The 26840-nt window shown below is 62.1% G+C and carries 22 protein-coding genes and 1 pseudogene; 17 read left to right on the forward strand and 6 right to left on the reverse strand.

Going from position 1 to position 26840, the window contains the following annotated elements:
- The first annotated feature begins 37 nt into the window (after positions 1 to 37).
- The 6 genes from tagH to BLR85_RS02085 are packed head-to-tail and all read left to right on the forward strand — an operon-like array spanning position 38 to position 9404.
- Positions 38 to 1672 (forward strand): type VI secretion system-associated FHA domain protein TagH, encoded by a 1635-nt coding sequence (gene tagH / locus BLR85_RS02060; protein WP_093148440.1) that lies wholly within the window; start codon positions 38 to 40, stop codon positions 1670 to 1672.
- Positions 1673 to 1691: 19 nt separating this feature from the next.
- The gene (gene tssK / locus BLR85_RS02065; protein ID WP_093148444.1) at positions 1692 to 3029 is read left to right on the forward strand and encodes a type VI secretion system baseplate subunit TssK; all 1338 of its coding nucleotides are present in this window, start codon (positions 1692 to 1694) and stop codon (positions 3027 to 3029) included.
- A gap of 21 nt (positions 3030 to 3050) precedes the next feature.
- Positions 3051 to 4496, forward strand: coding sequence for a type VI secretion system protein TssL, long form (gene tssL, locus BLR85_RS02070; protein WP_093148447.1), 1446 nt, complete (start codon positions 3051 to 3053; stop codon positions 4494 to 4496).
- Positions 4496 to 8059, forward strand: coding sequence for a type VI secretion system membrane subunit TssM (gene tssM, locus BLR85_RS02075; protein WP_093148451.1), 3564 nt, complete (start codon positions 4496 to 4498; stop codon positions 8057 to 8059). Before tssL ends, tssM begins: the two co-directional genes overlap by 1 nt.
- Positions 8041 to 8697 (forward strand): type VI secretion system-associated protein TagF, encoded by a 657-nt coding sequence (gene tagF, locus BLR85_RS02080; RefSeq protein ID WP_212635003.1) that lies wholly within the window; start codon positions 8041 to 8043, stop codon positions 8695 to 8697. Before tssM ends, tagF begins: the two co-directional genes overlap by 19 nt.
- Complete coding sequence (locus tag BLR85_RS02085) at positions 8694 to 9404, forward strand: PP2C family protein-serine/threonine phosphatase (RefSeq protein WP_093148457.1); 711 nt, start codon at positions 8694 to 8696, stop codon at positions 9402 to 9404. The genes tagF and BLR85_RS02085 overlap by 4 nt, the downstream gene beginning before the upstream one ends.
- Before the next feature lie 14 nt (positions 9405 to 9418).
- On the opposite strand, the gene BLR85_RS02090 is transcribed toward BLR85_RS02085, so the two are convergent.
- Entirely contained in the window at positions 9419 to 11608 is a 2190-nt protein-coding gene (locus BLR85_RS02090) for a serine/threonine protein kinase (protein ID WP_093148460.1), read from the reverse strand.
- Between the two features lie 49 nt (positions 11609 to 11657).
- On the reverse strand, positions 11658 to 12227 hold the full coding sequence (locus tag BLR85_RS02095; RefSeq protein ID WP_093148463.1) for an OmpA family protein: 570 nt from the start codon (positions 12225 to 12227) through the stop codon (positions 11658 to 11660).
- Positions 12228 to 12391: 164 nt separating this feature from the next.
- Here BLR85_RS02095 and BLR85_RS02100 point away from each other — a divergent pair, with 164 nt between their 5' ends.
- The 5 genes from BLR85_RS02100 to BLR85_RS02120 all read left to right on the forward strand — a co-directional run bounded on the left by BLR85_RS02100 (position 12392) and on the right by BLR85_RS02120 (position 16470).
- A complete protein-coding gene (locus BLR85_RS02100) occupies positions 12392 to 13279 on the forward strand; it encodes a M15 family metallopeptidase (RefSeq protein WP_093148466.1) in 888 nt (295 codons plus the stop codon).
- Positions 13280 to 13312: 33 nt separating this feature from the next.
- Positions 13313 to 14812 (forward strand): caspase family protein, encoded by a 1500-nt coding sequence (locus BLR85_RS02105; protein ID WP_093148552.1) that lies wholly within the window; start codon positions 13313 to 13315, stop codon positions 14810 to 14812.
- Between the two features lie 117 nt (positions 14813 to 14929).
- On the forward strand, positions 14930 to 15385 hold the full coding sequence (locus BLR85_RS02110; protein ID WP_093148470.1) for a hypothetical protein: 456 nt from the start codon (positions 14930 to 14932) through the stop codon (positions 15383 to 15385).
- 52 nt (positions 15386 to 15437) lie between these two features.
- The gene (locus BLR85_RS28985; protein ID WP_170844425.1) at positions 15438 to 15686 is read left to right on the forward strand and encodes a hypothetical protein; all 249 of its coding nucleotides are present in this window, start codon (positions 15438 to 15440) and stop codon (positions 15684 to 15686) included.
- Positions 15676 to 16470 (forward strand): hypothetical protein, encoded by a 795-nt coding sequence (locus tag BLR85_RS02120; RefSeq protein WP_170844426.1) that lies wholly within the window; start codon positions 15676 to 15678, stop codon positions 16468 to 16470. Before BLR85_RS28985 ends, BLR85_RS02120 begins: the two co-directional genes overlap by 11 nt.
- Before the next feature lie 12 nt (positions 16471 to 16482).
- Here the strand turns inward: BLR85_RS02120 and BLR85_RS02125 are convergent, their stop codons facing one another.
- On the reverse strand, positions 16483 to 17001 hold the full coding sequence (locus tag BLR85_RS02125) for a hypothetical protein (protein ID WP_093148480.1): 519 nt from the start codon (positions 16999 to 17001) through the stop codon (positions 16483 to 16485).
- Between the two features lie 283 nt (positions 17002 to 17284).
- Here BLR85_RS02125 and BLR85_RS02130 point away from each other — a divergent pair, with 283 nt between their 5' ends.
- The 6 genes from BLR85_RS02130 to BLR85_RS02155 all read left to right on the forward strand — a co-directional run bounded on the left by BLR85_RS02130 (position 17285) and on the right by BLR85_RS02155 (position 24348).
- Entirely contained in the window at positions 17285 to 18502 is a 1218-nt protein-coding gene (locus BLR85_RS02130; RefSeq protein WP_093148484.1) for an NAD-dependent epimerase/dehydratase family protein, read from the forward strand.
- Between the two features lies 1 nt (position 18503).
- Complete coding sequence (locus BLR85_RS02135; RefSeq protein WP_093148487.1) at positions 18504 to 19346, forward strand: glycosyltransferase; 843 nt, start codon at positions 18504 to 18506, stop codon at positions 19344 to 19346.
- Entirely contained in the window at positions 19343 to 20227 is an 885-nt protein-coding gene (locus tag BLR85_RS02140; protein WP_093148490.1) for an NAD-dependent epimerase/dehydratase family protein, read from the forward strand. Before BLR85_RS02135 ends, BLR85_RS02140 begins: the two co-directional genes overlap by 4 nt.
- A 134-nt stretch (positions 20228 to 20361) precedes the next feature.
- Positions 20362 to 21522 (forward strand): acyl-CoA dehydrogenase family protein, encoded by a 1161-nt coding sequence (locus tag BLR85_RS02145; RefSeq protein WP_093148494.1) that lies wholly within the window; start codon positions 20362 to 20364, stop codon positions 21520 to 21522.
- 43 nt (positions 21523 to 21565) lie between these two features.
- Positions 21566 to 23566 (forward strand): acetate--CoA ligase family protein, encoded by a 2001-nt coding sequence (locus BLR85_RS02150; protein ID WP_093148497.1) that lies wholly within the window; start codon positions 21566 to 21568, stop codon positions 23564 to 23566.
- Positions 23563 to 24348, forward strand: coding sequence for a carnitinyl-CoA dehydratase (locus tag BLR85_RS02155; protein ID WP_093148502.1), 786 nt, complete (start codon positions 23563 to 23565; stop codon positions 24346 to 24348). Before BLR85_RS02150 ends, BLR85_RS02155 begins: the two co-directional genes overlap by 4 nt.
- Positions 24349 to 24372: 24 nt before the next feature.
- On the opposite strand, the gene BLR85_RS02160 is transcribed toward BLR85_RS02155, so the two are convergent.
- The 3 genes and pseudogenes from BLR85_RS02160 to BLR85_RS29445 form a co-directional block, all read right to left on the reverse strand.
- Positions 24373 to 25320, reverse strand: a complete 948-nt coding sequence (locus BLR85_RS02160) for a glycosyltransferase family 2 protein (protein WP_093148505.1) — start codon at positions 25318 to 25320, stop codon at positions 24373 to 24375.
- A 236-nt stretch (positions 25321 to 25556) separates the two neighbouring features.
- Positions 25557 to 26363 (reverse strand): sugar transferase, encoded by an 807-nt coding sequence (locus tag BLR85_RS02165; protein ID WP_212635004.1) that lies wholly within the window; start codon positions 26361 to 26363, stop codon positions 25557 to 25559.
- A gap of 139 nt (positions 26364 to 26502) precedes the next feature.
- A pseudogene (locus BLR85_RS29445) lies at positions 26503 to 26694 on the reverse strand (helix-turn-helix domain-containing protein); the annotation flags it as partial.
- Positions 26695 to 26840 lie beyond the last annotated feature (146 nt).

The following is a 26840-nucleotide window of genomic DNA, read 5'->3' on the forward strand; positions in this document are numbered from 1 at the left end:
AAGTTACGGGGTACGGAAAGACACGCGGGTATCCTCAATGAATGTGGTTTTGCACTTCCAGTCGTCGGGCTCGATCCCGGGCGATGGCCGACCGGTCGCCATGGTCGGCAACTCGCTGACGATCGGGCGGGGCAAGAATAATGACCTCGTTCTGCCCGACCCGGACCGGCTGATTTCGTCAAATCACTGCGCCATCGAGGACCAGAACGGAAATGTCGTGGTCATCGACCTGTCGACCAACGGCACATTCCTGAATTACGGCAAGATCCCTCTGGGCAAGGTGCCGACCCCGCTCAACGACGGCGATATTCTGAGCATCGGGAATTACGAACTGGCCGTGGCTATCTCGACGGGAAAGGAGACCGGGCAGCCGGCCCTGCTGGATCCGGTCCAGGGCAGGTCCGTTTCGCCACGCGGCGCGCGTCCCGACCAGGACCTGGAGGGGCTGCTGGATGCGCCCTCGATGAGCCAGCAAAAGGATGTGATCAACGAACTGCTCGACTCTCCCGGAGGCCCGGTCGGCCCCAAGGGCATCATGCGGCCCGAGCTGGGCGAGGACGGGCTACTGCCGCCGCTGGGCGAGGGGGAGGAAGATGACATCCTTGGCAAGGGGCCCGATCCGGACTCGCTGTTGGGCGCCAGTCAGGGCTTGGACAGCTCCTCGTTGAATGACCACATGAACCTGCCGAAAACGGCGAGTTCCACCATACCTGACGATTGGGACCTGGATCTGCCCGTCAGCCCGCTCGGCCGGGATGCGCCGGCCGACAACAAAAACCCCTTTGCCGAAGACCCCTTTGCCGAATCCTCCATACCGGGAAGCGCACCGTCCGGGGTTGGGTCCGGCGCGGCCTTCATTCCGGAGGATCTCGATCTCGGTATCGGTGCGCCCGGAGGCGGGACGCCCGCGAAAACCACGCCCGCGCCCGAAACAGCGGCGGAAAAGCCGGCGCCACTGGCGTCCGAGCCCGCCCCACCGGTTGCGCCCCCGGCCGAACCTGTCATTGCACCTTCGCCCGCGCAGGCTACACCGCCCGCACCCGCAGCCGCACCCGCAGCGCCCCAACCCGGAACGCAGGATGCGGAATTGTTGAAGATCCTTCTCGATGCGGCGGGCGTCGGAGAGGTCGACCTGTCTGACGAGGAAGCTCCGGTCGTTACTGCCGAGCGCCTCGGCAACGTGTTGCGGATCGTCATTCACGGGCTGCGCGAGATCCTGATGACGCGCAGCTCCATCAAGTCCGAGTTCCGCATTGACCAGACGCGCATTTCGCCGAGTGGCAACAATGCGTTGAAATTCTCGGTGACGCCGGAAGAGGCCGTTGAGGCGCTCGTGGGACCGCCGCGCCGCGGCTACCTCGCGGCCGAACTGGCCGCGGATCAGGCGTTGCAGGATATCAAGGCGCACGAGGTCGCAACGATGACGGGAATGGAAGCGGCCCTGAAAGGCGTGCTCCGGCGGCTCTCGCCCGAGGCACTCGAGTCCGAGATCACCAGTGCCGGTGGCATCGGCAGCCTGCTGAAGGGGCGCAAGGCGCGCTATTGGGAAACCTATGAACGCATCTATGCCGACGTGGCGGATGCGGCAGAGAATGATTTTCACGAGCTGTTCAGCCGGGAATTCGCCCGTGCCTACCAGGAACAGCTCAACAAGTTGAAGGGCGGATCATGAACAAGGGCGGGAAACGCTGATGTCCTGGGAGAGCAAGGTTCTTTGGAGCGAAGGGCTGTTCCTTCAACCGCAACATTTCCAGCAGGCCGACCGTTACATGGAAAGCCAGCTTGGCGGGCTGGCAGGGCGGATCCGGCCTTATGGCTGGGGTGTGAGCGAGCTGAAGATCAACGAGGAGATGCTGAAGACCGGCCAGTTCGCGATATCCTCCTGTTCCGGCGTCACCCATGACGGCTCGGTTTTCCGCGTGCCCGAGATCGAGGACCAGCCGCCCTCGCTCGAGGTGCCCTCCACGATCAAGGATTGCATCGTCCATCTCACCATTCCGATCCGCCGGCAGGGCGCGCTCGAAGTGGACATGACCGGGGCGGAGCTCTCGGCGGCCCGGCTGCGGCCCGCCGAGCTGGAAGTGACCGACACGATCGGAACCGGGCGCAAGCCGGCGACGATGGCGGTGGGCAAGCTGCGGCTGCAATTCGCGCTGGATGTGGACGACCTGTCCGATCGCCTGGCGATTCCCATTGCCCGGATCATCGAGGTGAAATCCGACAACGAAATCGTGCTGGATACCGGCTTCGTGCCCAGTTGCATGGATGTGCGCGCGGCCCGTCCGTTGCACAGTTTCCTCAACGAACTGGAAGGGCTTCTCAACCATCGTGCGACGGCCCTTGCCGGGCGTCTGACGCAGGGTGGCACCAAGGGGGCTGCCGAGATTCAGGATTTCCTGCTGCTGCTCACGCTCAACCGGGTGCTGCCGCAGGTCAGGCATATGCTGGCGATCGAGAACCTGCATCCGGAGAGCTTCTATCGCTTCTGCGTTGCCGTGACAGGGGAGCTTGCGACCTTTATCGACCCGAAGATGCGCCCGCCCGATTTCCCGCCCTATCAGCATCACGACCTGACCAAGAGCTTCTCGCCGGTTATTCGGCAATTGCGGCAGTATCTCTCGGCGGTGCTGGAGCAAAACGCGATCTCCATCCCGCTGGAGCCGCGCAAATACGGCATTTCCGTCGGCCTCATCGCCGACCGCAAGCTCATCACCACCGCCGGCTTCGTGCTCGCCGTCACTTCCGACGCGCCGGCCGAGAATGTCCGGCGCCATTTCGCCGGCCAATCCAAGATCGGCCCGGTGGAGGAAATCCGGCAACTGGTCAACTCGGCCCTGCCGGGGATCACGCTGCGGCCGCTGCCGGTTGCGCCGCGCCAGATCCCCTATACCGCCGGTTCTGTCTATTTCGAGCTCGATCCCAAGAGCCAGTACTGGGGCAAGATGACGACCTCGGGTGGCATCGCGGTGCATGTGTCCGGAACCTATCCGGGGCTCAAGATGGAGCTCTGGGCGATCCGCCAGAACTGATAGGAGCAAGGCGAGCAGATCATGGCAAGCGACGATCCTTTCTCCGAAGCCGAAGACAGCGAACGCACGGTTATCCGGCCCAATCCCGGTGGACGGCGCCCGTCGCCTGCCCAGCCAGCCGCCGCCCCGCAGGCGGCGCCCGCCGGTGCCCCTTCGCAACATTCCGCGCCGCAGCCTGACCAGTCAGGGGCGCCCGCTGCCAGTTTCGGGGTGCCGAGTTCGTCGACGCCATCGAGTCGCGCGAACGCGGCCGAGGAAGCCGCGCTGCTGCCGCAATCCTTTACCGGAATGAACCGGCTGATTGCCTGTGCCGTGCCTCTTTTCGCTCTGGTCAGCCGCATTTCGAACCGGGCCCAGCATGCCGACCCGGACCGGCTACGGCAGAATGTCGTGGGCGAAGTGCGGGAGTTCGAGAGCCGCGCCCACCAGGCCGGCTGCACCGACCAGGATGTGAAAGTGGCCCGCTACGCGATCTGCGCCACGCTCGATGACGTCGTTCTGAACACGCCCTGGGGCGAGAACTCCTCGTGGTCGCTGCAGAGCATGGTAGCGACTTTCCACCGCGAGGTTGTCGGCGGCGACCGTTTCTACGACGTGCTGGCACATATGGAAAAGGACCCGCCCAACAATATCGAGCTGCTCGAATTCCTCTACATGTGCATGTCGCTTGGTTTCGAAGGCCGGCTGCGCGCCGATGTGGATCCCAACGGGCCCGCGCGGCACCTTGAAGTGCGGGCGGGGCTTGCCCGGCTGATCCGCAACCAGCGCGGCCCGGTCGAGCGCGAGATCTCGCCGCATTGGAAGGGGCTCGAGGTTCCCAACAATCCCCGCTCGATCTGGCGCCCGGTCTTGATCGCGATGAGCATCGCGGCAGTAATGCTGATGCTGGCCTTCCTTGCCTTCACCTGGGCGCTCGGCGGTTCGACGGAGAGCGTGACCGGACAGATCTCGCGGCTGGAATCCAACGTGCCCCCGACGATCGACATCAAGGCGCCGCCGCCGCCGCCGCCGCCTGCACCGGTTATCGCCGTTCCGGAAAAATTCAAGGAATTCCTGGCCGAGGAGATCACGGAAGGGCTCGTCGAAGTGCTTGGCAATGCCTCTACGGTGACGATCCGCATCAAGGGCGCGGGCATGTTCGCGTCTGGCTCCAATGTGTTGCTGGAGAAGTTCCACAAGCCGGTCAACCGCCTGGCCGAGGCTCTCAACGAAGAGACCGGAGCGATTATCGTGGTTGGCCATACGGATTCGGTGCCGATCCGCTCATCGCGCTATGCCTCCAACATGGAGCTGTCGCTCGACCGGGCCAAGTCGGTCGAGAAGATGATTGCCGCGATGCTGGACAATCCCAGGCGGCTCTCTTCCGAGGGGCGCGCCGAGAAGGAACCGATCGCGTCGAATGAAACGAAGGAAGGCCGCGCCGCCAACCGGCGGATTGAGGTCGTGCTGATGAGGAACGAACCCTGATGTCCGCCGTTCTGCGTTTCTTTACTTCTGCCTACTTCGTCATCTTCATCGTGACGCTGATCCTGTCACTCTGCTTCTGGTTCTTCAGCCCGTGGATCGGCGGCGAGACCTGGCAGCCCTTTGCCGGGTATCTCTGGCGGAGCGTCGTTGTCGGCGTGATGTGGTTCATTGCGCTGCTCTGGATCCTGATCATCGCCATCCGCCGCTCCCGCCGCGACAAGAAGATGGCCAAGGAGATCGTCGAGAGCGTGGCCGAGGATGTGGACCCGAACGATGAAATCGTTCAGGCCGAACTGGAAGAGATGAAGTCCAAGCTGCGCGGGGCGATGACGCAACTGCGCCGCTCGAAAACCGGCCGCCGGCATCTCTACGAGCTGCCCTGGTACGTGATCATCGGGCCGCCGGGGGCAGGCAAGACCACTGCCATCGTCAATTCCGGCCTGCGCCTTCCCTTCGCGGGGGAAGATGGCGAGAGCTCGATTGCCGGCGTGGGCGGTACGCGCAACTGCGACTGGTGGTTCACCGAGGACGCGGTGCTTCTGGACACGGCAGGGCGCTACACCACGCAGGAAGGCAATGCCGATGCCGAGAACGCAGCCTGGCTCGGCTTCCTGAAGATGCTGCGCAAGTATCGCGCGCGGCAACCGATCAATGGCGCGATCGTCGCAATTTCGCTCTCGGACCTTTCGCTGCAGGACGAGATGACCCGGCAGGGCCATGCCGCCGCGATCCGTCGCCGGCTGACCGAACTGCGCGACGAACTGGGCGTTCGCTTCCCGGTCTATGTGCTCTTTACCAAGGCCGACTTGATCGCGGGCTTTACCGAGACCTTCGAGCCGATGGGCAAGGAGGAGCGCGAGCAGGTCTGGGGCTTCACGCTGGAGCTGGACAAGAGCAAGGGCCAGCGCTCGCCGATGGAGAATTTCGATGCTGAGTTCGGTGCGCTTCTGGAGCGGTTGAATGCGCAATCCCTGGAGCGGCTTCAGCATGAGACCGATCCGGCCCGCCGCAGCCTGATTGCCGGGTTCGCCGGGCAGGTCGCCTCTATCCGGCAGGTAGCGCATGATTTCCTGTCCGAGGTCTTCGTGGACAGCCGCTACGAACAGCGTCACATCCTGCGCGGTGTCTATTTCACCTCCGGCACGCAGGAGGGCAACCCGCTCGACCGGTTGATGCTGGCCATGGCGCAGACCTTCGGCATTGGCCGTCAGGCGATTGGCTCGGGCCGTGGGAAGGGACGTTCCTATTTCCTGACCCGGCTTTTCGAGGGCGTGGTGTTCCCGGAGGCAGGGCTGGTCTATATCGACGACAAGGTGGCACGCCGTTATCGCTGGTCGCGCCGCATCGCCATTGCCGCCGCCGTGCTGATCGTACTTGGCGTCGGGGGGCTCTGGGCACGCTCCTACCTGGGCAATCGTGACCTGCTGGCCGAGGCGTCAACGCGGGTTGATGCCTATCAGGAGGCCGCGGCACAGATCCCGGGCAGCCCGATCGGCGATACCGATTTCCCGATCGTCGTTCCGGCGCTGAATATCCTGCGCGACATGCCGACCAACCCGCGCACGCAGGATGTCGATCCCGAGACGCGGCTTGGTTTCGGTCTCTACCAGGGCGAGCTGGTGGGCAACTCGGTGGCCCAGACCTATCGCTCCGCACTCAACCAACACCTGTTGCCACGGGTGCTCCTGCGGCTCGACGAGCAGATGCAATCCTCGATGAGCGATCCGGACCGGCTCTACGAGGCGCTGAAGGTCTACCTGATGCTGGGCCAGCAGGGGCCGATGAACAAGGAGCTGGTGCTGGACTGGATGCGGCAGGACTGGGAACAGTTCTATTCCGGCGCGGTCAACGAGGAATTGCGGGCGGATCTGGAGGGGCATCTCGAAGCCTTGCTCGATCAGCCGATGTTGGAGGTGAACCTGAACGGTCACCTGGTCGAACAGGCGCGGGCGGAGATTTCCGCCATGCCGCAATCGGACCGGATCTATACAGGCATTCTAAACAACGCCGAGGTGCGCGCGCTGCCGCAATGGCGCCCGACAGATGGCAATTCGCAGATCGGGCGCGCCATGCGGCGGACCTCGGGGGCGTCGCTGGGCGACGGGATCGAGGGCATCTATACCCGCTGCGCCTTCCACGATGTCTTTGTGCCGCAGGCCCTGCAGGTCAATGAGCAGCTGGCCAACGAGGCTTGGGTGTTGGGCGAGGTCTCCGAGGACCGGACGGAGGACTTCAAGACGGCAACCACGGTCGGCGTCTTCCAGCTCTATTTCACGGATATGGTGGGGCGCTACGAAGCGATCCTCGCCGATCTCAATATCGTTCCCTTCGACTCGCCTGAACGCGCGGCGGAAGTGACCAACGTGCTGTCGACACCGGCTTCGCCGATCCTGAACGTTCTGGAGCAGGTGGCCAACCAGACAAGGTTGACGGAACCCTGCGACGCGGTAGACGAAGCAGCCGAGGCAGCTGGCGGCGTCGTGGGCAAGGGCGTGGAACGGGTCTTGCGCGCGAGGCTGAGCTTCCCGCAACGTGTCCTGAAGGATGCGGTGCAAGCCAGCCTTGCGGCGAGTTCGGGCGACGAGACGCTGCCGCTGGGCTCCGAGGTCGAACGCCGTTTTACCTGGCTGCACAACATGACCGACCGGCCCGACGGGCAGCCGAGCGAATTGGACGCGTATATTTCCCAGCTCAAGGAAGTTTACCTCGAATTCAACAAGCTGACCTTCAGCGGCGGCACGGGAGACCTGCTCTCCAACCCTGTCATCACCGGTTTCCAGCAGATGGCGAACCTCAAGCCCGACCCGCTCAAGCGCTGGTCGACCCAGATCACTTCCGGCACGACCGGGCTGGGCCGGCAGGGGCTGCGTGCGAAGCTGAATTCGCAATGGCAGGCCGAGGTTCTGCCACTTTGCGAGAAGGCGTTGAGCAACCGCTATCCCTTCGACCGGCGCGCGCAGGCCGACGTCGCCTTGCAGGATTTCACCCGGCTCTTCTCGCCAGGGGGGCTGATCGACGGATTTTTCTCGGAGAACCTTGCCGAGTTCGTGGACATGCACGCGAACCCATGGACCTTCCGGGGCGGTACGGGCGAGGAGCTGGGGATTGCTCCGGCGGTGCTGGTGCAGTTCCAGCGCGCTACGCAGATCCGCGAAACCTTCTTTGCCACCGGCCAACTCGGATTCACGGTGCAACTCACACCGCAGGCCATCGATGCGAAGGCCACGCAAATGTTGCTGGAGTTGCACGGGGTCAAGGTGCGTCAGCAGCGTGGCAGTCGGGCCTCGCCAGAGAATGTCGAGTGGCCGGGGTCTGTCGGGCTTGCCCGCCTGACCGTCGCGCCGCAGCTTCCAAATGGAGAGAGCACGATTTCGCGCGATGGCCCCTGGGCGATGTTCCGCCTGATCGATACCGGGCAGGTGCGCAGCACGACCGAGGATCGTCGACGGCTGTATTTCAGCGTGGGCGGCCGCCGGGTTGTGCTGCTGATGCAGCTCGGTTCGGTCAACAACCCGTTCGGCATGGCAGCGCTGAGCGAATTCAAGTGCCCGACGAACTTCTGATGACCGGGATCGATCTCCTCGGCCCGGTCGGCGCATTTGGCAAGATGCCCTCACAGGGCGATTTCTTCTGGATCGACCTGCCAAGAGGCTTTGCCGCGGTTTGGGACAAATGGCTGAGCAACAGCCTGAAGCGGGCGCGCGGATATCTCGGGGAGCGCTGGCAGGAATGCTATTACACCGCGCCGATCTGGCGTTTCTCGCTGGCTCCGGGGGTAGTTGCGAACCAGGCATTGCTGGGAGTGCTGATGCCCTCGGTGGACCGGGTGGGCCGCGCCTTCCCGTTGACATTGACGGTCCCGGTCGGGGCTTCGGCCGCAAGCCCGATGGGGCATATGTCCTGTGGCGGCATTTTCGATGCGCTTGAGACGCTGGCTCTTGACGCGCTCGATTTCTCGATGACCCAGGAAGCCTTGCGCCGTCGGCTTGCCACGCTGAAAGGCAGCTTCGTGCTGATGCCGGAAGGCGATGCCGCTTCCATTCCCGAGACATTTACGCGGGAGAGTGTCCGCGGCTATTGGAGTGCGCTCATTGGCGAACGAACCGAGTTCCTGGGAACCCCCATGTTGCCGGCGGGGCGGGAACTGGCTGCGATGTTCGACCCGAGCGATGTGTATTGGTCATCGGAGACAACGGTATGAGACAGGTTCGTCATAGCGCAATTTCGCATGTGGGCCGGGTCCGTGAGATCAACGAGGACTGCCTGCTCTCGCTGCCCGAAAGGCAGGTCTGGGCGGTGTCCGATGGCATGGGAGGCCATGCCGCCGGCGATTTTGCCAGCCAGACCGTGGTCGAAACCATCGTGACCGCCCCGGAAACCGGCGATCCGGGCGAGCGGATGCGGGCGATCCGGGCCGCGCTGCACGAGGCCCATGCCAGGATCAAGGATTACGCGATTTCGAGCGGGCTCGGAACGGTTGGCGCGACGGTTGTGGTCCTGTTGCTGTCAGAGGCGCATTTTATGGCGTTCTGGGTGGGCGACAGCCGCCTGTACCGTCTGCGCAACGCTCATATCGAGTTGCTTACGCATGACCATTCCCTTGTTGGGGCGCTTGTCGAGGCGGGCGAGCTGACCTGGGACGAGGCCGATCATCACCCGCAAGCCAATGCGATCACGCGGGCGGTCGGGGTGGGCGACGAACTCGAAATCGAGAAACGCCGCGGCGAGTTGCAGCCGGGCGACCGGTTTCTGCTCTGCACCGACGGGTTGAACAAGTATATCGGTTTCGACGAGCTTCAGGCGGAACTGGTCGCGTCTCCGATCGAGACGGTGAGCCAGCGACTGGTCCAGATCGCGCTGGATCGTGGTGGCGCGGACAATGTGTCGGTTATCGTCGTGGACGTTTGAGCCGTGTGAGCCCGTCAGCCGGGCACTGACAGGGTCAGCAACCGGCTGTCGAGCGCATCTATCGTGACTTCACCGTTCGAATTTACCTGTTTCAAGGCTTCTGCATAGCCTTCCGCGCTTTCGGATATCGGGCGGAAAGTGTCGAATATGGGGGTGGCGGTGTGCAGAACGAGCACCTTGCTCTTCCCCAGCAGGCTGTCATCCACGAGGAAGGCGATCTTGTCCGGCGCGGCTTCCGAGCGCGGATAGGCAACCCGGATCGGAACCGTCCCGCTTTTCCCGTTCCGCAGCTTGGCAACGCTGTTTTCCGGCCGGGCCACGTTTGGCAACAGGTGAAAGACGCTTCCCGTCACGTCTATGATGGAGACGTAGAGATACCCGTCCTGCAGGTTGGCGGGCAGCACGACGTCGATCACCGGGTTCTCTCCGACAAAGAACTCGCCGGAGGGGTTGGGGTGTCCGGTCGCGCCGAATTCCAGCGCAACTTCGATCCCCCGTGAGGGCAGGTTGGGCAGCTGTCCCTCGATCACGCAGAGCGCGGGGTTGAGCAATTCGGTCGTGATCGAAATATCGCGCCCCTCGGCAACGGCGTTGAGCGAGTCGAAAAGGTCCTGGCGGGACTCGGGGCTGGATAATGTGCCGCCGACTTCGATCGTGTCGTCAATTTCGTAGCTTTCGCCCGGAGCAGAGATCAGCTGGAGCGCGCCGCAATCGGCCGCGGTGTCGATGATCGCCCGTACCTCGGCGACCGGGAGAATGGGCGGGACGAAGTCGATACGGCCCGAAACCTGCATCCCGTCCGGCAAGGAGGCCGTGCGTAGGAACTGTTGCACGTTCTCATTCACCCCGGCATCCGTCGTGTGTCCGGAAATGGTGATGTTGTTGCCCTCGACCCGCAGTTTGTAACTGTTCAGAACATCCGCGGCGCTGAGGACCTCGGCGACCGCCGAAGGCCAGCCCTCGGAGATATCGCCCCGGGCAAGGCTCAGGTTCTGCGAGCCATTCTGCCGGGCCGCGCGCTCCGTCAGGCTGTCGAGCATTTCCTGCGTGGGGACATTCCCGTTCAGCACCGGCCCGCCGATCTCGCCGCGTTCGGCGGTCAGAACGTAGGGGTCTGCGAAGGGCAGGCGCGAGGCGATCTGGGTCGAATAAAAGAACCAGCCCCCGGCGCCGAGTGCGCCCACCAGCAGAACCACCAGCAGGCGGGGTAGCAGGGAACGCTTCTTCTTCGGTTCCGGCTTTGCCTTCGCCGGTTTGTTCACCTTTGGCGGCACGGATTTCTCGCTCGAGACCGGTTCGGGTTCGGTGCCGGGCAATCCCAGCAGCCCCGGGGGCAGGGAGCCCGCCCCTGTTGCCGTGCTCGTGGCAAGGGTTTTCCCGGTTATGCGGTCGATCTCGTCGAGGATTTCCTGGCAGGACTGGAAGCGATCCGCCGGGGCGGGGGCCAACATCCGGGCCAGGAGGCCGGCAAAAGGCTGCGGCACGTCCTGAAGGTCGACTTCCTGCTTCTTGACTTCCAGCATCTCGATCAGGCTGCCGCCGAGACGCGGGGATTTCCCCCGATAAGTCGCCAGCAGGGTCATTCCCAGAGCGTAGATATCGGTGCGCGCATCGGCCATGCCGCCGAACTGCTCGGGCGCGGCATAGCTGAACTTGCCGGCGAACTCGGTACCGACGATCGTCTTCGCCCCCGGGTTCGCATCCTTGGCGATGCCGAAATCGATGATAACCGCCTTCGCGGGATCGCCGTTCTTGAGGATGATATTGTCGGGCGACAGGTCGCGGTGGACGATCCGGCGGTCATGGGCCGCCTGAAGGCCTTCGGCCACGCGCCGGCCGACGATCAACAGATCCTCGGCCGACATGCCGCCGGCCTTCATCTTGTCTTCGAGCGACGGGCCCTCGACATAGTCCATCACAAGATAGACATGCCCGTCCGCCGTCCGGTGGTTCTCCGAATAGCCGACAACCGCGTGATGGCGGATATCCCGCATCTCCTCCTCGCGCTTCATCAGCACGAGGAAGTCTTCCTTGTCCGCCAATTCCGCTTTCAGGACCTTGAGGGCCACAAGCCGGCCGGAAATCTCGTTCCGGGCCCGGAATACCTCCGATGTGCCGCCACTTCCGAGGCAGGCTTCAATACGGAACGTGTTATTCAGCACATCGCCGATGCGAAACTCGGTATCACCCGTCCGGCTGTTCATAGTCGTGTCGCTACCATGCGCTTATTCCTTCCGGACGGCGCTCCGTTGGTCAACTGATAAGCTGGAATTCGACCCGGCGATTCTCGTCGGCGGTCGTGTCGCTGTTATTGACCGGGTGGCTTTCACCCGCGCCGATGGCCAGCAGGCGATCCTCCTCGATGCCGCAGGTATTGACCATGTAGCGCTTCACCTCGACGGCGCGCAGCAGCGACAGGTTCTCGTTATAGGCCTCGCTGCCCTTGGAATCTGTATGACCGACGATCCGGAACACCTGTCCGGACATGTTGGTCATCGCTTCGCACAGGGTGGTGAGCTTCGGCATCTGGTCCTCGCGCAACAGCGCGGAGTCGAAATCGAAGGAGATGCGCACGTTGATCTCCGTGCCTTCGTCCACTGGCGTATAAACGGATGCCTTGGCAACCTGCGCCTGGGACGTGGCGGGGGCGGTATCGGTGCCCGGTGCGGGGGCAATCACCAGCCCGCGTGTTTTTTGCTGCTCGAAAATTTCCTGAAGCTCCTCCGCGGTCTGTTCCGAAGCGTCGGTACTCTGAGCAATCGCCGGAACTGCCAGGCTGGAAATTGCGAGGCACAGGGCAGCCAGTACGGTCTTGTGGGTCATGGGACTCTCCCAATGCATGCTAAAAACTGAAAGCAGGTTATACCACCACCCTATTTGCAGCAACGTCCTTGAGCGCCTTGTGAAAATTCTCCGTGCTTGCATGCAGCGGGCGCGCCGCGTTTAGTATGAAAGGAACGGATTTGATGAAGTAACAGGATGAAGAAATGCGTTTGCTTCCGGCAATCATCATCGCGGTAGCGCTCCTGATTGCACCTGTCCTGTGGATCGTGTTGCCAAAGGCGTTCAGCGGTCGTCCCCAGATTCTGGGGCCCGATGCCGACATGCGCAGCATCGTCATCGCGATCGAGGATATCATCCTCGAGAACATGGACCGGGAGAACACGGTGTTCGAGCTGCAGGACAGTGTCGAGGCGCTCAACGACTCGATCCAGAAGCTGAACATGCGGGTGCAGAAACTCGAGGCCGAGCTCGCCCAGGCGATCATGTTCGGCGGCCGCACCAGCTCGGGCCAGGGCGGCAGCCGGGCGCCCATCGGGGAAATGTCGGCAAGCGATTACACGCAAGTGGTCGAGTGGATCGACCGGACGGCGTTCAACAAGCCGCTGACCGTCGCCTCGCCCCGATTTCTGAGCGATCTACTGGGACCACCGCGGCAGGTTCTGACCGACGATTGTCAGCCGATGCAGAACCCGGACCTGAATTCCAAACTGCGGGTCGAGCAGGTAGGACCGATCCGGGTCCAGATGCTGGAGCCCGCCATCGAGTCGCTGCGCCGGGTCTTTGCCGAGGTCGAGAAGGTCGATCCCAAGCTGCATGACATGATCCAGACCGCCGGTTCGCTCTGCGTGCGTCGGATCCGTGGGTCGACCAGCGTCTCGACCCATTCCTTCGGCTTGTCGGTCGATCTCAAGATCGGCGACAGGCTGGACGCCTTCACCGATGGTACCACCCAACTGGGCCTGACCATCATGGCTGATTTCTTCCACGAGGAAGGCTGGATCTGGGGCGCGGGGTTCCGGCGCGAGGACTCCATGCATTTCGAAGTGAGCAAGGAAAAAGTGCTCGAATGGCGCGAAGCCGGTTTATTATAGGGGCGCAGAGTCCCGCTTGAAATGGAGTCGTTCATGTCCATTCTGACACGAATCCTGTTCGCAATTGCCCTTGTCGCGCCGCTGCCCGCTCTTGGCGCGGCGGATCGTGTCGCGCTGGTGATCGGCATGGGGAAGTACGAGCACGTGGAGCCGCTCGACAACCCGGTGCGCGATGCAACCGCCGTGGCCGAAACGCTCGAAGACATCGGCTTCAAAGTGACCGAACTCGTCGATGCCCCCCTGCAGACGCTTCTCAAGACGATGGAGGATTTTGCCTTTCGTTCCGAGACCGCCGAGCTTGCCCTGATCTATTTCGCCGGCCACGGCGTTCAGGTGCAGGGCGAGAATTTCCTGCTGCCGGTCGATGTTCAGCCGCGGTCCAACGACGATCTGAGACGCCAGGCCATTTCGCTAGACAGCCTGCTGGCCGTGGTCGACCGGGCGCGCAAGATGCGGATCGTCATTCTCGATGCCTGCCGGAACAACCCCTTCGGGGGCGGCATTTCCCTTGCCAGTTCCGAAGAACAGGTGGACGCGACCGGCGCACGCGGGCTCGTGATGGCGGGGGGCGGCTTGGCCGCTTCCGCACCGGACCGGGGAACGCTGGTCGCCTATGCCGCCAAGGATGGCAATGTCGCACTCGACGGCGCCGGTACCAATAGCCCCTTCGCGCGCGCGCTGATCGAGACCCTGCCGCAGCCTGGGCTGGAAATCAGCCTGATGTTCCGGCAGGTGCGCGACAAGGTTCTGCAAGACACGGGAAACCGGCAGGAGCCCTATTCCTACGGCTCACTTTCGGGCGTTCCCTTCTACCTTGCCGGTCCGGCGGAGGGCCAGGAGGCATTGCCGGTGGACGACCTCGTTACCGCGTGGTCCTCCCTGCCCAAGGAACGCGAGCCCGAACTGGTCGCCCTTGCCGAAACAGGCGATACCCGCTCCATGGTCGCTCTCGCCGCGCGCCGGCTCAACCGGGGCGGGGATTTCCGTCCCGCGGATGCGGTGTCCTGGTATTCGCGGGCCGCAGAAGCGGGCGATCCGCAAGCGCAGTTCGAACTTGCAAGGCTCTACGAGGAAGGCGTTCTCGTTCAGCCTGATCCCGCCCGTGCCAAGGCGCTCTACATGGCCTCGGCCGATCAGGAATATGCCGATGCACTCAACGATGTCGGCTTCTTCTACTTCCACGGCATGCTCGGTTTCGATCCCGATGTATCGAAGGCGATGGAGTATTTCGAGCGCGCCGCCAACCAGCGCCACCCGAAGGCGCAGCATAATTTCGCTGTTCTGATCGACCGTGGGCAGGTGCCGGGCAAGGGGTCGGAAGATGCCGCGGACTATCTCTATGCGGCGCTTCGGGCCGGGGTCACGGAAGTGCTCGTGACACTTCAGCAGAAGCCGGAACTTTTTACGCGGGAAACCCGCGCCGCCCTTCAGCGCCGCCTCCAGGAGCGTGATTTCTATACCGGCGCCATCGACGGTTCTTTTGGTCCCGGAACGAATCGTGGGCTGCGGCGTGCATATGGTCTGGAGGAGTGACACCTTTTTGCCAGTTAGCGGAAAGTGCGGGTTTCGTTGGGTCAATTCCTATTGTTTGGCAGCCAAATTTTGGCAGTCTCGGTACGAAACCCGTGGACGCAAGCTCCGGAGGCTTACATGATCTGCACCCTTGGCCGTTACCGGCCGTTTAGACTTAGCCTGGCTCGCCTTCTGCTGGCTCTCCTGCTATCCGCCCTGCCCGCCATGGCCGTCGCGCAGGATGGGTTCAGCTACGAAGAAAAGGTCAAGGCCTACAAGAAGAACATGACCCTGTTGGGGATTCCCGCCGCGACCGTGGCGCCCGACGGGTTGGTCTTCGCTTCGCTCGCCTGGACCGACAGGCGCAATGGCTTTGGTAATAATCCCGACGGCTCCGGAGCCTTCGGTTTCGGCATCGGTGTGGGCGACGACCTGTTCGACCTGCAATTCGCCGCGCATATAACCTCCCTGCAGGATGATTTCGGCGATTCCGGCTTTTTGAGCGTACGCGCCTCCAAGCGGCTCGATCAGGGCGGTATCCCGACCTATCTCGGCCTTTGGGGGCAGCCGTATCGGGCCCTGGGGCGACGCTGACTCCGAAGACGATGAGCTTTCGCTTTCAGGCACCCTGACGACCTTCCCGCTGGTGCGTATCGCCGGCGATGTCTACCCGCTCATGCTCACCCTTGGCGCGGGCAACCGGGTGCGGGAGTTCGGCACGGAATCGGGCGTGTTTGCCGGTGCCGGCATCGGGCTGACCGAGCATTTCGGAACGTCCGTCGCCTATAACGGCGGCAACGTGGACGTTGGCGCCTCGTTCCGTCTGCCGGGGCTCGAAAGTGTCGGCTTCAATGTCATCCTCTCGGTCAACTGGATCGCTCGCAATGTCTTCTGAACCCGTTTTCGCCGCTCTCCGCCAGCTGTCTCGCGCCGCTGCCGTGGCTGCCTTCGCGATCGTTGCCTTTGGCGCAACGGCCCAGGAAACACCCACGGAACCTCCGGTAGAACAGCCGGTTGATGTGCCTGTCGACGTTCCGGTTGATGTGCCGGTCGATGTTCCGGTGGATACGCCGGTAGACGTTCCAACCAATCCAGTTGTCCACAACAACCTGCCGAGAATCCACGAGTCGCTTCCTGGCGTGATCCCATCTTTCGGTGTGGACCAGTCGATACTCAGTGAGAGCCAGTCGATCTTCGGCGTGGACCTGTCGAATCGAGTTCTTCCACTCGATGCGACGCTCGCAGCGAATATCGCGGCCGCGATCACTGCGGCGGAGCCGTTCTGCGATGCCTTACCTAAAAAATATCTGGTAGATTGCATTGCCGAGCGGCTGGACTGGATTGCCACGACGCTTCCGGCGGGCAAGGCGAATGACGAGGTCCGCAAGGTGCTCGGCGATGCATCGCGCAAGATCGAGAAGGTCGCCCGGGAAAACCGCGACCGTTCCGAGCCGCGTATTCGGGTCAAGACGCCCGGACCCAACCCTGTTTCGACGAGCCGCCCGCTGATCGCGGTGAAACCGGAGGCGCAAGCCGCGGCGGTCGCCGAGACGGCGGCAATCCTTGAGGAAGCCAGCGCGCTGCTGTTGCGTTCCTCGTCCCGCTCGCAGGAACACGCGGAGCAGTACCGGACGATCGCGGCAGCGCTGGACAGCAGCGCGCTTCTGCTGCGTTCCTGACCAGTTCGGGCGTCAGTTGGCGCCCGAACCGCCGGGCTCCGGCACGAGCGGCTTCAATACTGCCGCTGCCGGCATCTCGCAGCCTGCAAGCTGTCCCGCCGAGGTGACGAACTGGTTGGCCGCGGTTTCCACCGCATGTGTGACCAGCACCTCCGGGTTCAGTTCGATGGACTGAACACGCTCTCGGAACGCGGTCATCCTGTCATTGACGGTGTCAAGCCGGGCTTCGAAGCTTTCCAGCCGTGCTGTAACGGCCTGTGCCGCCTCCGAGGTCGCCTGATCCGAGTTTGCCCGGACCTCCGCCAGGTCGGCGCGCAGCGCGGCGATTTCCGTTGTCATGGACTGCACATCGTCCCGAAGCGGTTCGACACTGACGATGTTGCGCGCAAAGTTCGTCGCGATGTGATCCACCCGGTCGAGCAGCCTCCAACCCAGGATCAGGCAGAGCAGAACGAGGATCAGCGTTGCATTGATCAGCGCGATGGCCAGGTCGCGCAGGGCGCGGAGCAGTCGGGAAGATGTATCCGGCATGAAACAGGCTCTCAAAGGAAATTGCCTGGACAAGCTAGCCGCTGTAGCGCCGGATCGGGAGCCGAAAAATGCCGCCCGCCACTGGTTCGCGAAAGCGCGCAGGGTTTCGAAACTTTCGAAACAATGTGCGCTAGCAAAAAATCTGTACGAAACACCCGCCTCATGTGCGCAAGGGCGCTAGAGATTGTCGCATTTCTTTCATTCGACAAGACTTACGCTCCACATTATGCGATCTGGTCATCTAGGAAAGTTGATCGTCGGCGATGCCGCGAAGGAGTAAGAGATGCGTATTGCGGTTCTTGGGGGAGATGGTTTCTGTGGCTGGCCGACGTCGCTGCATTTGTCCAATCTCGGTCATGAGGTGCATATCATCGACAACCTGTCGCGCCGCTGGATCGATACCGAGCTTGGCGTGCAGTCGCTGACGCCCATGGATTCCATCCAGGAGCGCTGCCGGATCTGGAAGCAGGTCTCGGGCAACGAGATCGCGTTCCACCTGCTGGACCTTGCGAAGGAATACCAGCGGCTCAAGCAATGGCTGGCCGAAATGCGCCCCGATGCGATCATCCATTTCGCCGAGCAGCGCGCCGCGCCCTATTCGATGAAGTCGGATCGCCACAAGGTTTACACCGTCGACAACAATGTCAGCGCCACGCATAACCTGCTGACCGCGATGGTGGAAACCGAGATCGACGCGCATCTCGTCCATCTCGGCACGATGGGCGTTTACGGCTACTCGACCATCGGCGCGCCGATCCCGGAGGGTTACCTGGACGTGTCGGTCGAAACGGATAACGGCGCCAAGGGGATGGAGATCCTCTATCCGACGCGTCCCGGCTCGGTCTATCACATGACCAAGTCGCTCGATCAGATCCTTTTCCAGTTCTACGCCCAGAATGACGGATTGCGGGTGACCGACCTGCACCAGGGCATCGTCTGGGGCACCAATACCGACCAGACCGCGCGCCATGAGCAGCTCATCAATCGGTTCGACTATGACGGCGATTACGGAACCGTACTCAACCGCTTCCTGATTCAGGCCGCGATCAAGTACCCGCTGACGGTGCATGGCACGGGCGGTCAGACCCGCGCCTTCATCCACATTCAGGACACGGTGCGATGCATCGAACTGGCACTTTCGGATGCGCCTGAGCACGGCGACCGGGTGAAGATCTTCAACCAGATGACCGAGACCCACCGCGTGCGCGACTTGGCCGAGATGGTCGCCAAGATGACCGGGGCCGAGATCGCCTTCCTGCCGAACCCGCGCAAGGAAGCCACCGAGAACGAGTTAATCGTGAAGAACGACAGTTTCCTCGCCCTCGGCCTGAACCCGATCAAGCTGGAAACCGGCCTGCTCGACGAGGTTGTGCATATCGCCGAGAAATACGCCCACCGCGTGGTCCGCAAGCACGTTCCCTGCGTCTCTGCCTGGACCAAGGACATTGCCAAGCGCGTCGTCCACGACCCCGAGGCGGTACATCTGAAATCGGTCGGCTGAGATGGTCGACGGGCTTCATGCCAATGTGCCGGCACGCAGCCGGCACGCCTACGTGACGCTGGTCACCAATGCCGATTACGCGCTTGGCGCGAAGGCACTAGTGCGTTCGATCCGCCTGACCGGAACGGACGCGGATGTCGTTATTCTGCACACCGCGGCGGCGGGCCCGGAAGAGCTGGCGCCCCTGCTGGCGCTCGACGCGCGGCTGGTGCAGGTCGACCTGTTGCCGACTTCGGACGCGTTCAACGAAGCTCACGGGCGCGACCGGCTGCACGGAAAGGCGCCGTTCACAAAGGGCGAGAAACCGCCATTCCACACGCCCCTCGACAATTTCGCCAAACTGCGGCTGTGGCAGATGGTGGAATATGAGAGCGTCGTCTTCATCGATGCCGACGCGCTGATGCTGAAAAACTGCGATCGGCTGTTCCATTACCCGGAATTCTCTGCCGCACCGAATGTCTACGAGAGCCTCGCCGATTTCCATCGAATGAACTCCGGCGTCTTCACCGCCCGGCCAAGTTTCGAAACCTTCGAGCATATGCTCAGGGAACTCGACCAGCCGGGTGCCTTCTGGAGCCGGACGGATCAGACCTTTCTGCAGCATTTCTTCCCGGACTGGCACGGATTGCCGGTTTTTGACAACATGTTGCAATATGTCTGGTTCAACATGCCGGACCTGTGGGACTGGCGGTCGATCCGCATCCTGCATTTCCAATACGAGAAACCCTGGCAGCAGCCGCATCCCAAGGCCGACCGGCTCGCACCGCTGATCGCGCTTTGGGAAGCCTATGCCGGGGACGGGCCGGTTCCCGTGATCGCCTCCCTGCCCGGGCCGCAGGGATGAAACTGGCGATTACCGGTGCCACCGGGCTTGTCGGCCGGTTCGTGGCCGAGGAAACTCTGGCGGCAGGGGATACGGTATTGTCGCTGGGCCGGAATCCACCACGGCCGGGCTTTTTCTCCGAACCCGTTGCGCATATGCCGTTCGAGCTTGGCGCTCCGCCCCCAAGCCTTGAGGGTATTGACGGTTTGATCCATCTCGCCTTCCAACACCTGCCCGGGCGGTATCGCGGCGGCGAAGGAACGGATCCGGATGGTTTTCGACAGGCCAATCTGGACGGCACAATGCGTCTTTTCGAGGCCGCCCGGAGGGATGGCGTGAAGCGTATCCTGTTTCTCTCCTCCCGCGCCGTCTATGGCGACTGGCCCGCTGGAACGCGCCTGCACGAGAGCCTCGCGCCACGCCCCGACACGCTTTACGGCGAAGTGAAATGGCGGGCAGAGCAAGCGCTTGCCGGGTTTTACGGGGCGGATGTCGCAACCGCCAGCCTTCGGGCAACGGGTGTATATGGTCCCGCAGGACCGGGTCAAAGACATAAGTGGGAAGAGTTGTTTCACGATTTTTTCGCTGGCACCGATATCGCACCGCGGGCCGCCACCGAGGTGCACGGCGCCGATGTCGCCTCTGCGGTCCGCCTGTTGCTGAAAGCGTCGCCCGAAAAGCTCGGCGGAAGGGCCTTCAACCTCTCGGACCTTGTTCTCGATCGTCGTGACCTGCTTCGTGAGTTGGCGCAGATTGCCGGCATGTCGCTGCCTTTGCCGCAATCGGCTGACGTGACACAAGTCTCCCAGATGGACTGTGCCAGGTTGCGGGACCTGGGCTGGAAACCCGGTGGCTGGCCGTTATTGCAGAGAACATTGAAGGAGATGTTTCCTGGCCTTTGAAGGCTCGCCCAGTCTCGGTTGACAGATCCTGCATGGTTTCAACGAATCCGGCACAAAGGTACATTCCGCCACCGCTAGCCTGATCCCTGCGGCCGCGTATCTGGCGGCTGCGCCTTGGGCAGGGAGCCGAGCGGATGCATTTCGGATTGACCGAAGAACAGGAGATGATCGTCTCCACGGTTCGCAGTTTCGTGGAAAACGAGATCTATCCCCACGAGGCCGAGGTCGACCGAAGCGGACAGGTTCCGTTGGAGCTTGCCGAGGAGATCAAGCGCAAGACCCTCGAGCTTGGCTTCTATGCCTGCAATTTCCCCGAAGACGTAGGGGGCGCTGGCTTGTCGCATCTGGACTTCACCCTAGTCGAGCGGGAGCTTGGCCGAGGTTCCATGGCGCTCACGCATTATTTCGGCCGGCCGCAGAATATCCTGCTGGCCTGCGAAGGCGCACAGCGCGGACGTTACCTGCTGCCGGCGGTGCGTGGCGAAAAGATGGATGCGCTGGCGATGACCGAACCCGACGCGGGTTCCGACGTGCGCGGCATGAAATGCGCGGCCCGAAGAGACGGCGGTGACTGGGTCGTCCACGGCACGAAGCACTTCATCTCCGGTGCGGAACATGCCGACTTCTTCATTGTTTTCGTCGCGACAGGCGTCGATGACACCCCCAAGGGGCCGAAGAAGAGGATCACCTGCTTCCTCGTTGATCGCGGTACGCCCGGTTTCGACGTTCGGGACGGCTACAATTCCGTCAGCCATCGCGGCTACAAGAATAATATCCTCTATTTCGACAATTGCCGTCTGCCTGACGCGCAGGTTCTGGGCGAGGTGGATGGTGGATTCGCGGTCATGAACGAATGGCTCTACGCGACGCGTCTGACCGTCGCAGCGATGTCCGTCGGAAGAGCCCGCCGCTGTTTCGACCATGCCTTGGTTTATTCCGCCGAACGCAGACAATTCGGTCAACCTATCGGCAAGTTCCAGGGTATCGGCTTCCAGATCGCCGACATGATCACCGAGATTGACGCCGCCGATTGGCTGACACTCGCCGGCGCTTGGCGCCTGGATCGGGGATTGCCGGCGAATCGCGAGATTGCATCGGCCAAGCTCTACGCAACGGAGATGCTCGCGCGGGTCACGGATGCAACCTTGCAGATCCATGGCGGTATGGGGCTGATGGATGATTTTCCCATCGAACGGTTCTGGCGCGATGCCCGCGTCGAACGGATCTGGGACGGCACGTCCGAAATCCAGCGCCACATCATCAGCCGCGATCTTCTTCGTCCGTTGGGAGCATGAGTTCTCGTTCCTCCGCATTCTCTAATTGCGCAGGGGGCAGATCATGAAGCGTGATCCGGCCAGATTGCTCCGTCCGCGCTCGATTGCCGTGCTCGGTTCCGTTTGGGCGGAAAATGTCATCGCGCAATGCGAACGCATGGGATTTGACGGTGAGATCTGGCCTGTTCATCCGAAACGTTCCCTGATTGCTGGACGCCGGGTGTTTCGGGACCTGTCGGACCTGCCCTCGGCACCGGATGCGAGCTTCCTGGGTATCAACCGCGTAGCGACGATCGACGTAACGCGACAACTGGCGGCGATGGGGGCGGGCGGTGCGGTGTGTTTTGCCTCCGGTTGGCGCGAGGCCGGAGCCGGTGCTCTGCAGGAGGAGCTGGTAGCGGCGGCCGGAAGGATGCCGGTGCTGGGGCCGAATTGCTACGGGATGATAAACTATCTCGATGGTGCGATCATCTGGCCGGACCAGCATGGCGGCCGGCGTGTCGACCGGGGCGTGGCGATCATCTCGCAAAGTTCGAACATTGCCATCAATCTTTCGATGCAGGCGCGGGGCCTTCCCATCGCCTATATCGCCTGCCTGGGAAATGCCGCCCAAATTGGCCTAGCGGATTTGGCCGAGGCGCTGATGTTCGACGACAGGGTTACGGCGCTCGGAATCTATGCAGAGGGGATCGACGATCCCGCAGCGCTTGCGAAGATCGCTCAGGTAATGCGGGCGGCGGGAAAGGGCGTCGTGATGGTTAAGGCGGGCAAGACAGCCGCCGGGGCGTCGGCGGCAGCCAGCCACACCGCAGCCCTTGCAGGGACCGCCGCGGCTTCCTCGGCCTTTTTGCGGCAAAGCGGCATTGCCGAGGTTTCGACGTTAGCCGAGATGATCGAGACACTGAATGTGTTTCACACGCATGGGCCGCTTGCCGGGACGCGCTTTTGTTCGCTCTCCTGTTCCGGTGGCGAGGCTACGATGGTTGCCGATCTCACCGAAGGGTCCGCTCTTGAGTTTCCGCAACCCAACCCGGTGCAGGCCGCGCATTTGGCCAGGTTATTGGGGCCTCGGGTCAAGATATCCAACCCGTTGGATTACAATACATATATCTGGGGTGACGCAGCGCTCACCGAAGCCGTGTTCACGACGATGCTGGAAGGATATGAAGCCGGGATATTCCTGATCGATCCGCCAAGGCCGGATCGGTGCGATCCGTCCTCCTTCATGCATTCTCTGGAAGCGGCCGAGGCCGCAGGGCGGACGACAGGAAAGCCGGCTTTCCCGATTGCGACCTTGCCGGAGAATTTCGACGAAGCCCTTGCGATTACGCTTGTCGAGCGCGGTGTCGCGCCGCTTAGCGGCCTGGAGACCGCCCTTGCGGCCCTGGCGGCGGCGACGACGTCCCGTGGTCGTTATGGGTGGCGGCCCTGGGCGGTACGACCTGCGAAACCAACACGTGTGCTGAACGAGGTAGAGGCCAAGGAGATCTTCGCCTCCATCGGGATAGACGTGCCACGAGGTGTAAGCGCCGGGTCTTTGGAAGGTTTGGAGGCGCAGGTACCGCAATTGAGACCGCCATTCGCGCTCAAGGCACTCGGACTGGTACACAAGACGGAAGCGGGTGGCGTGCGGCTGGGCCTCAGCCAGTTGGATGGCGAGCCGCCGATGAAGGGCGCACGCGGCTATCTGCTCGAGGAAATGGTTTCGGACGGCGTTGCCGAGATGCTGATCGGGCTGCAATGCGATCCGGTCTATGGGGCGACTCTGACGCTTGGAATGGGCGGGGTCGCGGCGGAACTCCTGGCGGATACGGCGACGCTGGTTTTGCCCGTTGAGCGCGAGGAGGTCCAACATGCGCTCTCGCGGCTGCGCCTCGCGCCGCTTTTGTTCGGTTACCGCGGTCGGCCTGTGGCGGATATCGGCGCGATGGTGGAGGCTGTCATGAAACTGCAAGGGTTGATGCAGGCGGAGCCCACATATGCCGAGATAGAAATTAACCCGCTCATCCTGCGCGAAAGCGGCGCTGTCGCCGTCGACGCCCTGATCCGGAAGGAAATGGAATGACCGAGACTCCCATCCGCACCCGTCGCGAAGGCGGCATTCTCGAAGTGACGCTGGACAGGCCCAGGGCCAATGCGATCGATCTCGCCACCAGCCGGATCATGGGCGAGACTTTTCGCGCCTTTCGCGACGACGAGACTCTGCGCGTGGCCATTCTGCGTGCCGAGGGAGAGAAGTTCTTCTGCCCTGGCTGGGATCTGAAGGCTGCGGCGGAGGGTGATGCGGTCGACGGTGATTACGGGGTTGGTGGCTTTGGCGGGTTGCAGGAACTGCCGGGGCTCAACAAGCCAGTGATCTGTGCGGTGAACGGGATCTGCTGTGGCGGTGGGCTCGAACTGGCGCTGTCCTGCGACCTGATCCTTGCCTCGCAGAACGCCACTTTTGCCCTGCCCGAAATCCGATCCGGAACGGTGGCCGATGCGGCGTCCGTCAAGCTTCCCAAGCGGATCCCCTATCACGTGGCGATGGATCTGCTGCTGACGGGGCGCTGGTTCGACGCGGTCGAGGCGAAGCAATGGGGGCTGCTGCGGGAAGTGACGGCGCCGGAGGATCTTCTGCCCAAGGCTTGGGAACTTGCCCGGTTGCTGGAGAGCGGGCCGCCGCTGGTCTATGCCGCGATCAAGGAGATCGTGCGCGAGGCCGAGGACATGAAGTTCCAGGACGCGTTGAACCGCATCACGCGGAGCCAGTTCGCGACGGTCGAGAGGCTCTATTCATCCGAGGATCAGCTCGAAGGTGCCCGTGCTTTTGCCGAAAAACGCGATCCGGTCTGGAAGGGGCGCTGAACCGGCCGGGTATCGCCGTGCGGATCAGAATTTCCGGGCGCGTTGCGGGTCGATCCTGCCGCGCAGGATATCGAGGAAGGCGAGGAAATTGCCCTTCAGCCGGCCGCGGCTGTCCGTCCATTCCCGCGGACGGATCGAGTAGACAAGGTTGGAGGCGAAGACACGCCCGGTGAGCCGGAACATCCTGCCGGGCGAGACCGTCCCTTTTCGAAGCATGTAGACCGGGTTGACGATCTGCGAATAACCGAGCCGAATTCCCGGCGTGCGCCCGGTCTTGGTGCCGAGATGCACACCGAACAGACGATTCGATCTTACGAGACGGCCGAATGCGGCCAATTGTCGGGAGAAATCGAGATCTTCCAGCCAAGAATAGAGCGGCAGTTCCTCATCGAAGGTGATGCCGTTCTGCAACACAGTGGCGGCGCGGATCGCCATGTTGCAGCCATAGCCGTTATAGACCTCCGTTAGTCTCTCGGGTTCGTCCGAACGAACATGCTTCTCCAGGAAGTCGAGACCGGTATCGTGCCAATATCCCCGCCCAACTACGCCATCGGCGATCACTGTGCCCGTTGCCAGAACGACATCGGGATTTTGTTTGAACAGGGTGTCGATCCGGTCGAGATAGTCCGGCTCCATCAGAAAGTCATCGTCAAGAAACATCAGGATATCTGACGGTTCGAGCTGTTCGAGAATACGGTTGCGCTGCACCGAGAGGCCACGCGGCCCGACGATGATTTGAACCGGAAAGGTCAGATCGCGCAGGGCTTCCCGGTCGATATCGTCTTCCTCCGAGACTGAGAGGATCACGAGATCGGGCAGCCTGTCCTGTGTCTGGATATGGCGGACGGTGTCGCTCAGGATCTCGCGTCGTCCGGCGGTTGGAATGCCGATAACAATGCGGCGCTCCGTGTCGGGAGTCGGGGTGTCAGCCGGCGAAAGTCTGCAGTTGGCAGGCTTGCTCGTTGCGTCCATCAGACTGATCCTTTGACAGCGTCGCGTGGGCATGGCATGAAATAGATACGCTGGGGGGCGGTATGAATAAAGGCGGATGCGAATGGCACCTGTTCCGATACACCCCGAGGGGTCTGATTGCCCACAATTTCTTCAGATGGACAGGCATTTGGTCTGGCGTTTTGCGGTGCTGTTCTGCCTGTCTTTCTGGACCGGAATCGTGGTGCTCGTTCTGAATTGAACGAGCTTTCCAAGCGTCAGCTTGCGCCGCGCCCGGTCAGTACCACCTCGATCGTTTGGAAGACAATCCGAAGATCCCCGACGAAGCTCCGGTTGCGGGCATATTCCACATCCATTGCAACCCGCTCATCGTAACTTGTGTCATTCCGACCGTTGACCTGCCAAAGGCCGGTAATGCCGGGACGAACGGACTTGTATTCAAAGATGTTTTCGCGGTAGCGCGCGACTTCGGCCAGAACGATGGGACGCGGACCGACAACCGACATATCCCCTTTCAGCACGTTGAAGAATTGCGGCAACTCGTCGAGGCTGGTCTTGCGCAGGAAATGCCCCATGCAGGAGATGCGCGGATCGTTGGACAGCTTCTGGTTGACCTCCCATTCGGCACGGGCCACTGGGTCGCTGGCGAGGAGTTCTTTCAGGCGCTTATCGGCATCCACCACCATCGTGCGAAATTTCAGGCAGGAGAACTGCTTGCCCGCATAGCCGACGCGTTTGTGGCGAAAGAAGACCGGCCCCCCTTCTCGCAGAAACAGAACCGTGCCGATCATCACCATGATCGGCAGGAAAAAAATCACAGCCATCGTCGAAAACACGATGTCAAAGAGACGTTTTGCTGGCGCAACAGACGAGATGACCGTGGGGGTCAGCTCGGACTCGGTCGAGAATGTTCGTCCATACACAACATCGGCACCTTCAAAACGCGAAACAGATTCGCTTTGTTTGGTCATTGAATTAAAGGCCGCTGTCGCGACCGCCCCCTCACCAAAGTCAAAGAGGACCACACCCGCCACCAAATTGACACATTTGTGCCCAGTTTCCACCGGCGTCTCTGTTAACAGTTTGTTTACGATTTTGATACTATCACGCGGCGGAATCCTCTTGTTTCCCTGTTTGCAAGGTTTTGGAACAATGATTTGGGATTGGAAATGGCTTGTTTTGCGGTATTTCTCGATGCGGCTCCTTTGGCCCGGTCTTGCAGTCTTCAACCGTCTGTCGCTTCCGCCACTTCGCGACCGTCTTCGGGTTGATGCCGAGTTCGCGGCTCAGCTCCGCAGTCGAAGCTTGGGATCGCTGTATTGCTGCTCTGACAGCGTGCGTGGTCGTGGCGTAGCCATGACGATCTATGTCCCATAGTGCTTCCTTCCATTCCATCGAACGGATCGCACCATCAAACCATGGGATCAAACACCTTATGTGTCTGAACCCTGCTAAAGGTTCCCCGTCGCCGCTCCCGGCCAGGACCGGCGACGGGGTGGGATACAGCGCTAAACACCTTGTGGCCTGACCACGTTCCCTAG

It is taken from the genome of Aliiruegeria lutimaris (genome assembly GCF_900099935.1).
Lineage (GTDB): Bacteria > Pseudomonadota > Alphaproteobacteria > Rhodobacterales > Rhodobacteraceae > Tropicimonas > Tropicimonas lutimaris.

Coding starts and splice junctions, on each gene's coding strand:
- BLR85_RS02085 (WP_093148457.1), top strand. CDS start 8,694: ATGAGACAGGTTCGTCATAGCGCAATTTCGCATGTGGGCCGGGTCCGT.
- BLR85_RS02140 (WP_093148490.1), top strand. CDS start 19,343: ATGAAACTGGCGATTACCGGTGCCACCGGGCTTGTCGGCCGGTTCGTG.
- BLR85_RS02145 (WP_093148494.1), top strand. CDS start 20,362: ATGCATTTCGGATTGACCGAAGAACAGGAGATGATCGTCTCCACGGTT.
- tssL (WP_093148447.1), top strand. CDS start 3,051: ATGGCAAGCGACGATCCTTTCTCCGAAGCCGAAGACAGCGAACGCACG.
- BLR85_RS02150 (WP_093148497.1), top strand. CDS start 21,566: ATGAAGCGTGATCCGGCCAGATTGCTCCGTCCGCGCTCGATTGCCGTG.
- tssK (WP_093148444.1), top strand. CDS start 1,692: ATGTCCTGGGAGAGCAAGGTTCTTTGGAGCGAAGGGCTGTTCCTTCAA.
- BLR85_RS02125 (WP_093148480.1), bottom strand. CDS start 17,001: ATGCCGGATACATCTTCCCGACTGCTCCGCGCCCTGCGCGACCTGGCC.
- BLR85_RS02120 (WP_170844426.1), top strand. CDS start 15,676: ATGTCTTCTGAACCCGTTTTCGCCGCTCTCCGCCAGCTGTCTCGCGCC.
- tagH (WP_093148440.1), top strand. CDS start 38: ATGAATGTGGTTTTGCACTTCCAGTCGTCGGGCTCGATCCCGGGCGAT.
- BLR85_RS02155 (WP_093148502.1), top strand. CDS start 23,563: ATGACCGAGACTCCCATCCGCACCCGTCGCGAAGGCGGCATTCTCGAA.
- BLR85_RS02100 (WP_093148466.1), top strand. CDS start 12,392: ATGCGTTTGCTTCCGGCAATCATCATCGCGGTAGCGCTCCTGATTGCA.
- BLR85_RS02105 (WP_093148552.1), top strand. CDS start 13,313: ATGTCCATTCTGACACGAATCCTGTTCGCAATTGCCCTTGTCGCGCCG.
- BLR85_RS02110 (WP_093148470.1), top strand. CDS start 14,930: ATGATCTGCACCCTTGGCCGTTACCGGCCGTTTAGACTTAGCCTGGCT.
- BLR85_RS02130 (WP_093148484.1), top strand. CDS start 17,285: ATGCGTATTGCGGTTCTTGGGGGAGATGGTTTCTGTGGCTGGCCGACG.
- BLR85_RS02090 (WP_093148460.1), bottom strand. CDS start 11,608: ATGAACAGCCGGACGGGTGATACCGAGTTTCGCATCGGCGATGTGCTG.
- BLR85_RS02160 (WP_093148505.1), bottom strand. CDS start 25,320: ATGGACGCAACGAGCAAGCCTGCCAACTGCAGACTTTCGCCGGCTGAC.
- BLR85_RS02095 (WP_093148463.1), bottom strand. CDS start 12,227: ATGACCCACAAGACCGTACTGGCTGCCCTGTGCCTCGCAATTTCCAGC.
- tssM (WP_093148451.1), top strand. CDS start 4,496: ATGTCCGCCGTTCTGCGTTTCTTTACTTCTGCCTACTTCGTCATCTTC.
- BLR85_RS02135 (WP_093148487.1), top strand. CDS start 18,504: ATGGTCGACGGGCTTCATGCCAATGTGCCGGCACGCAGCCGGCACGCC.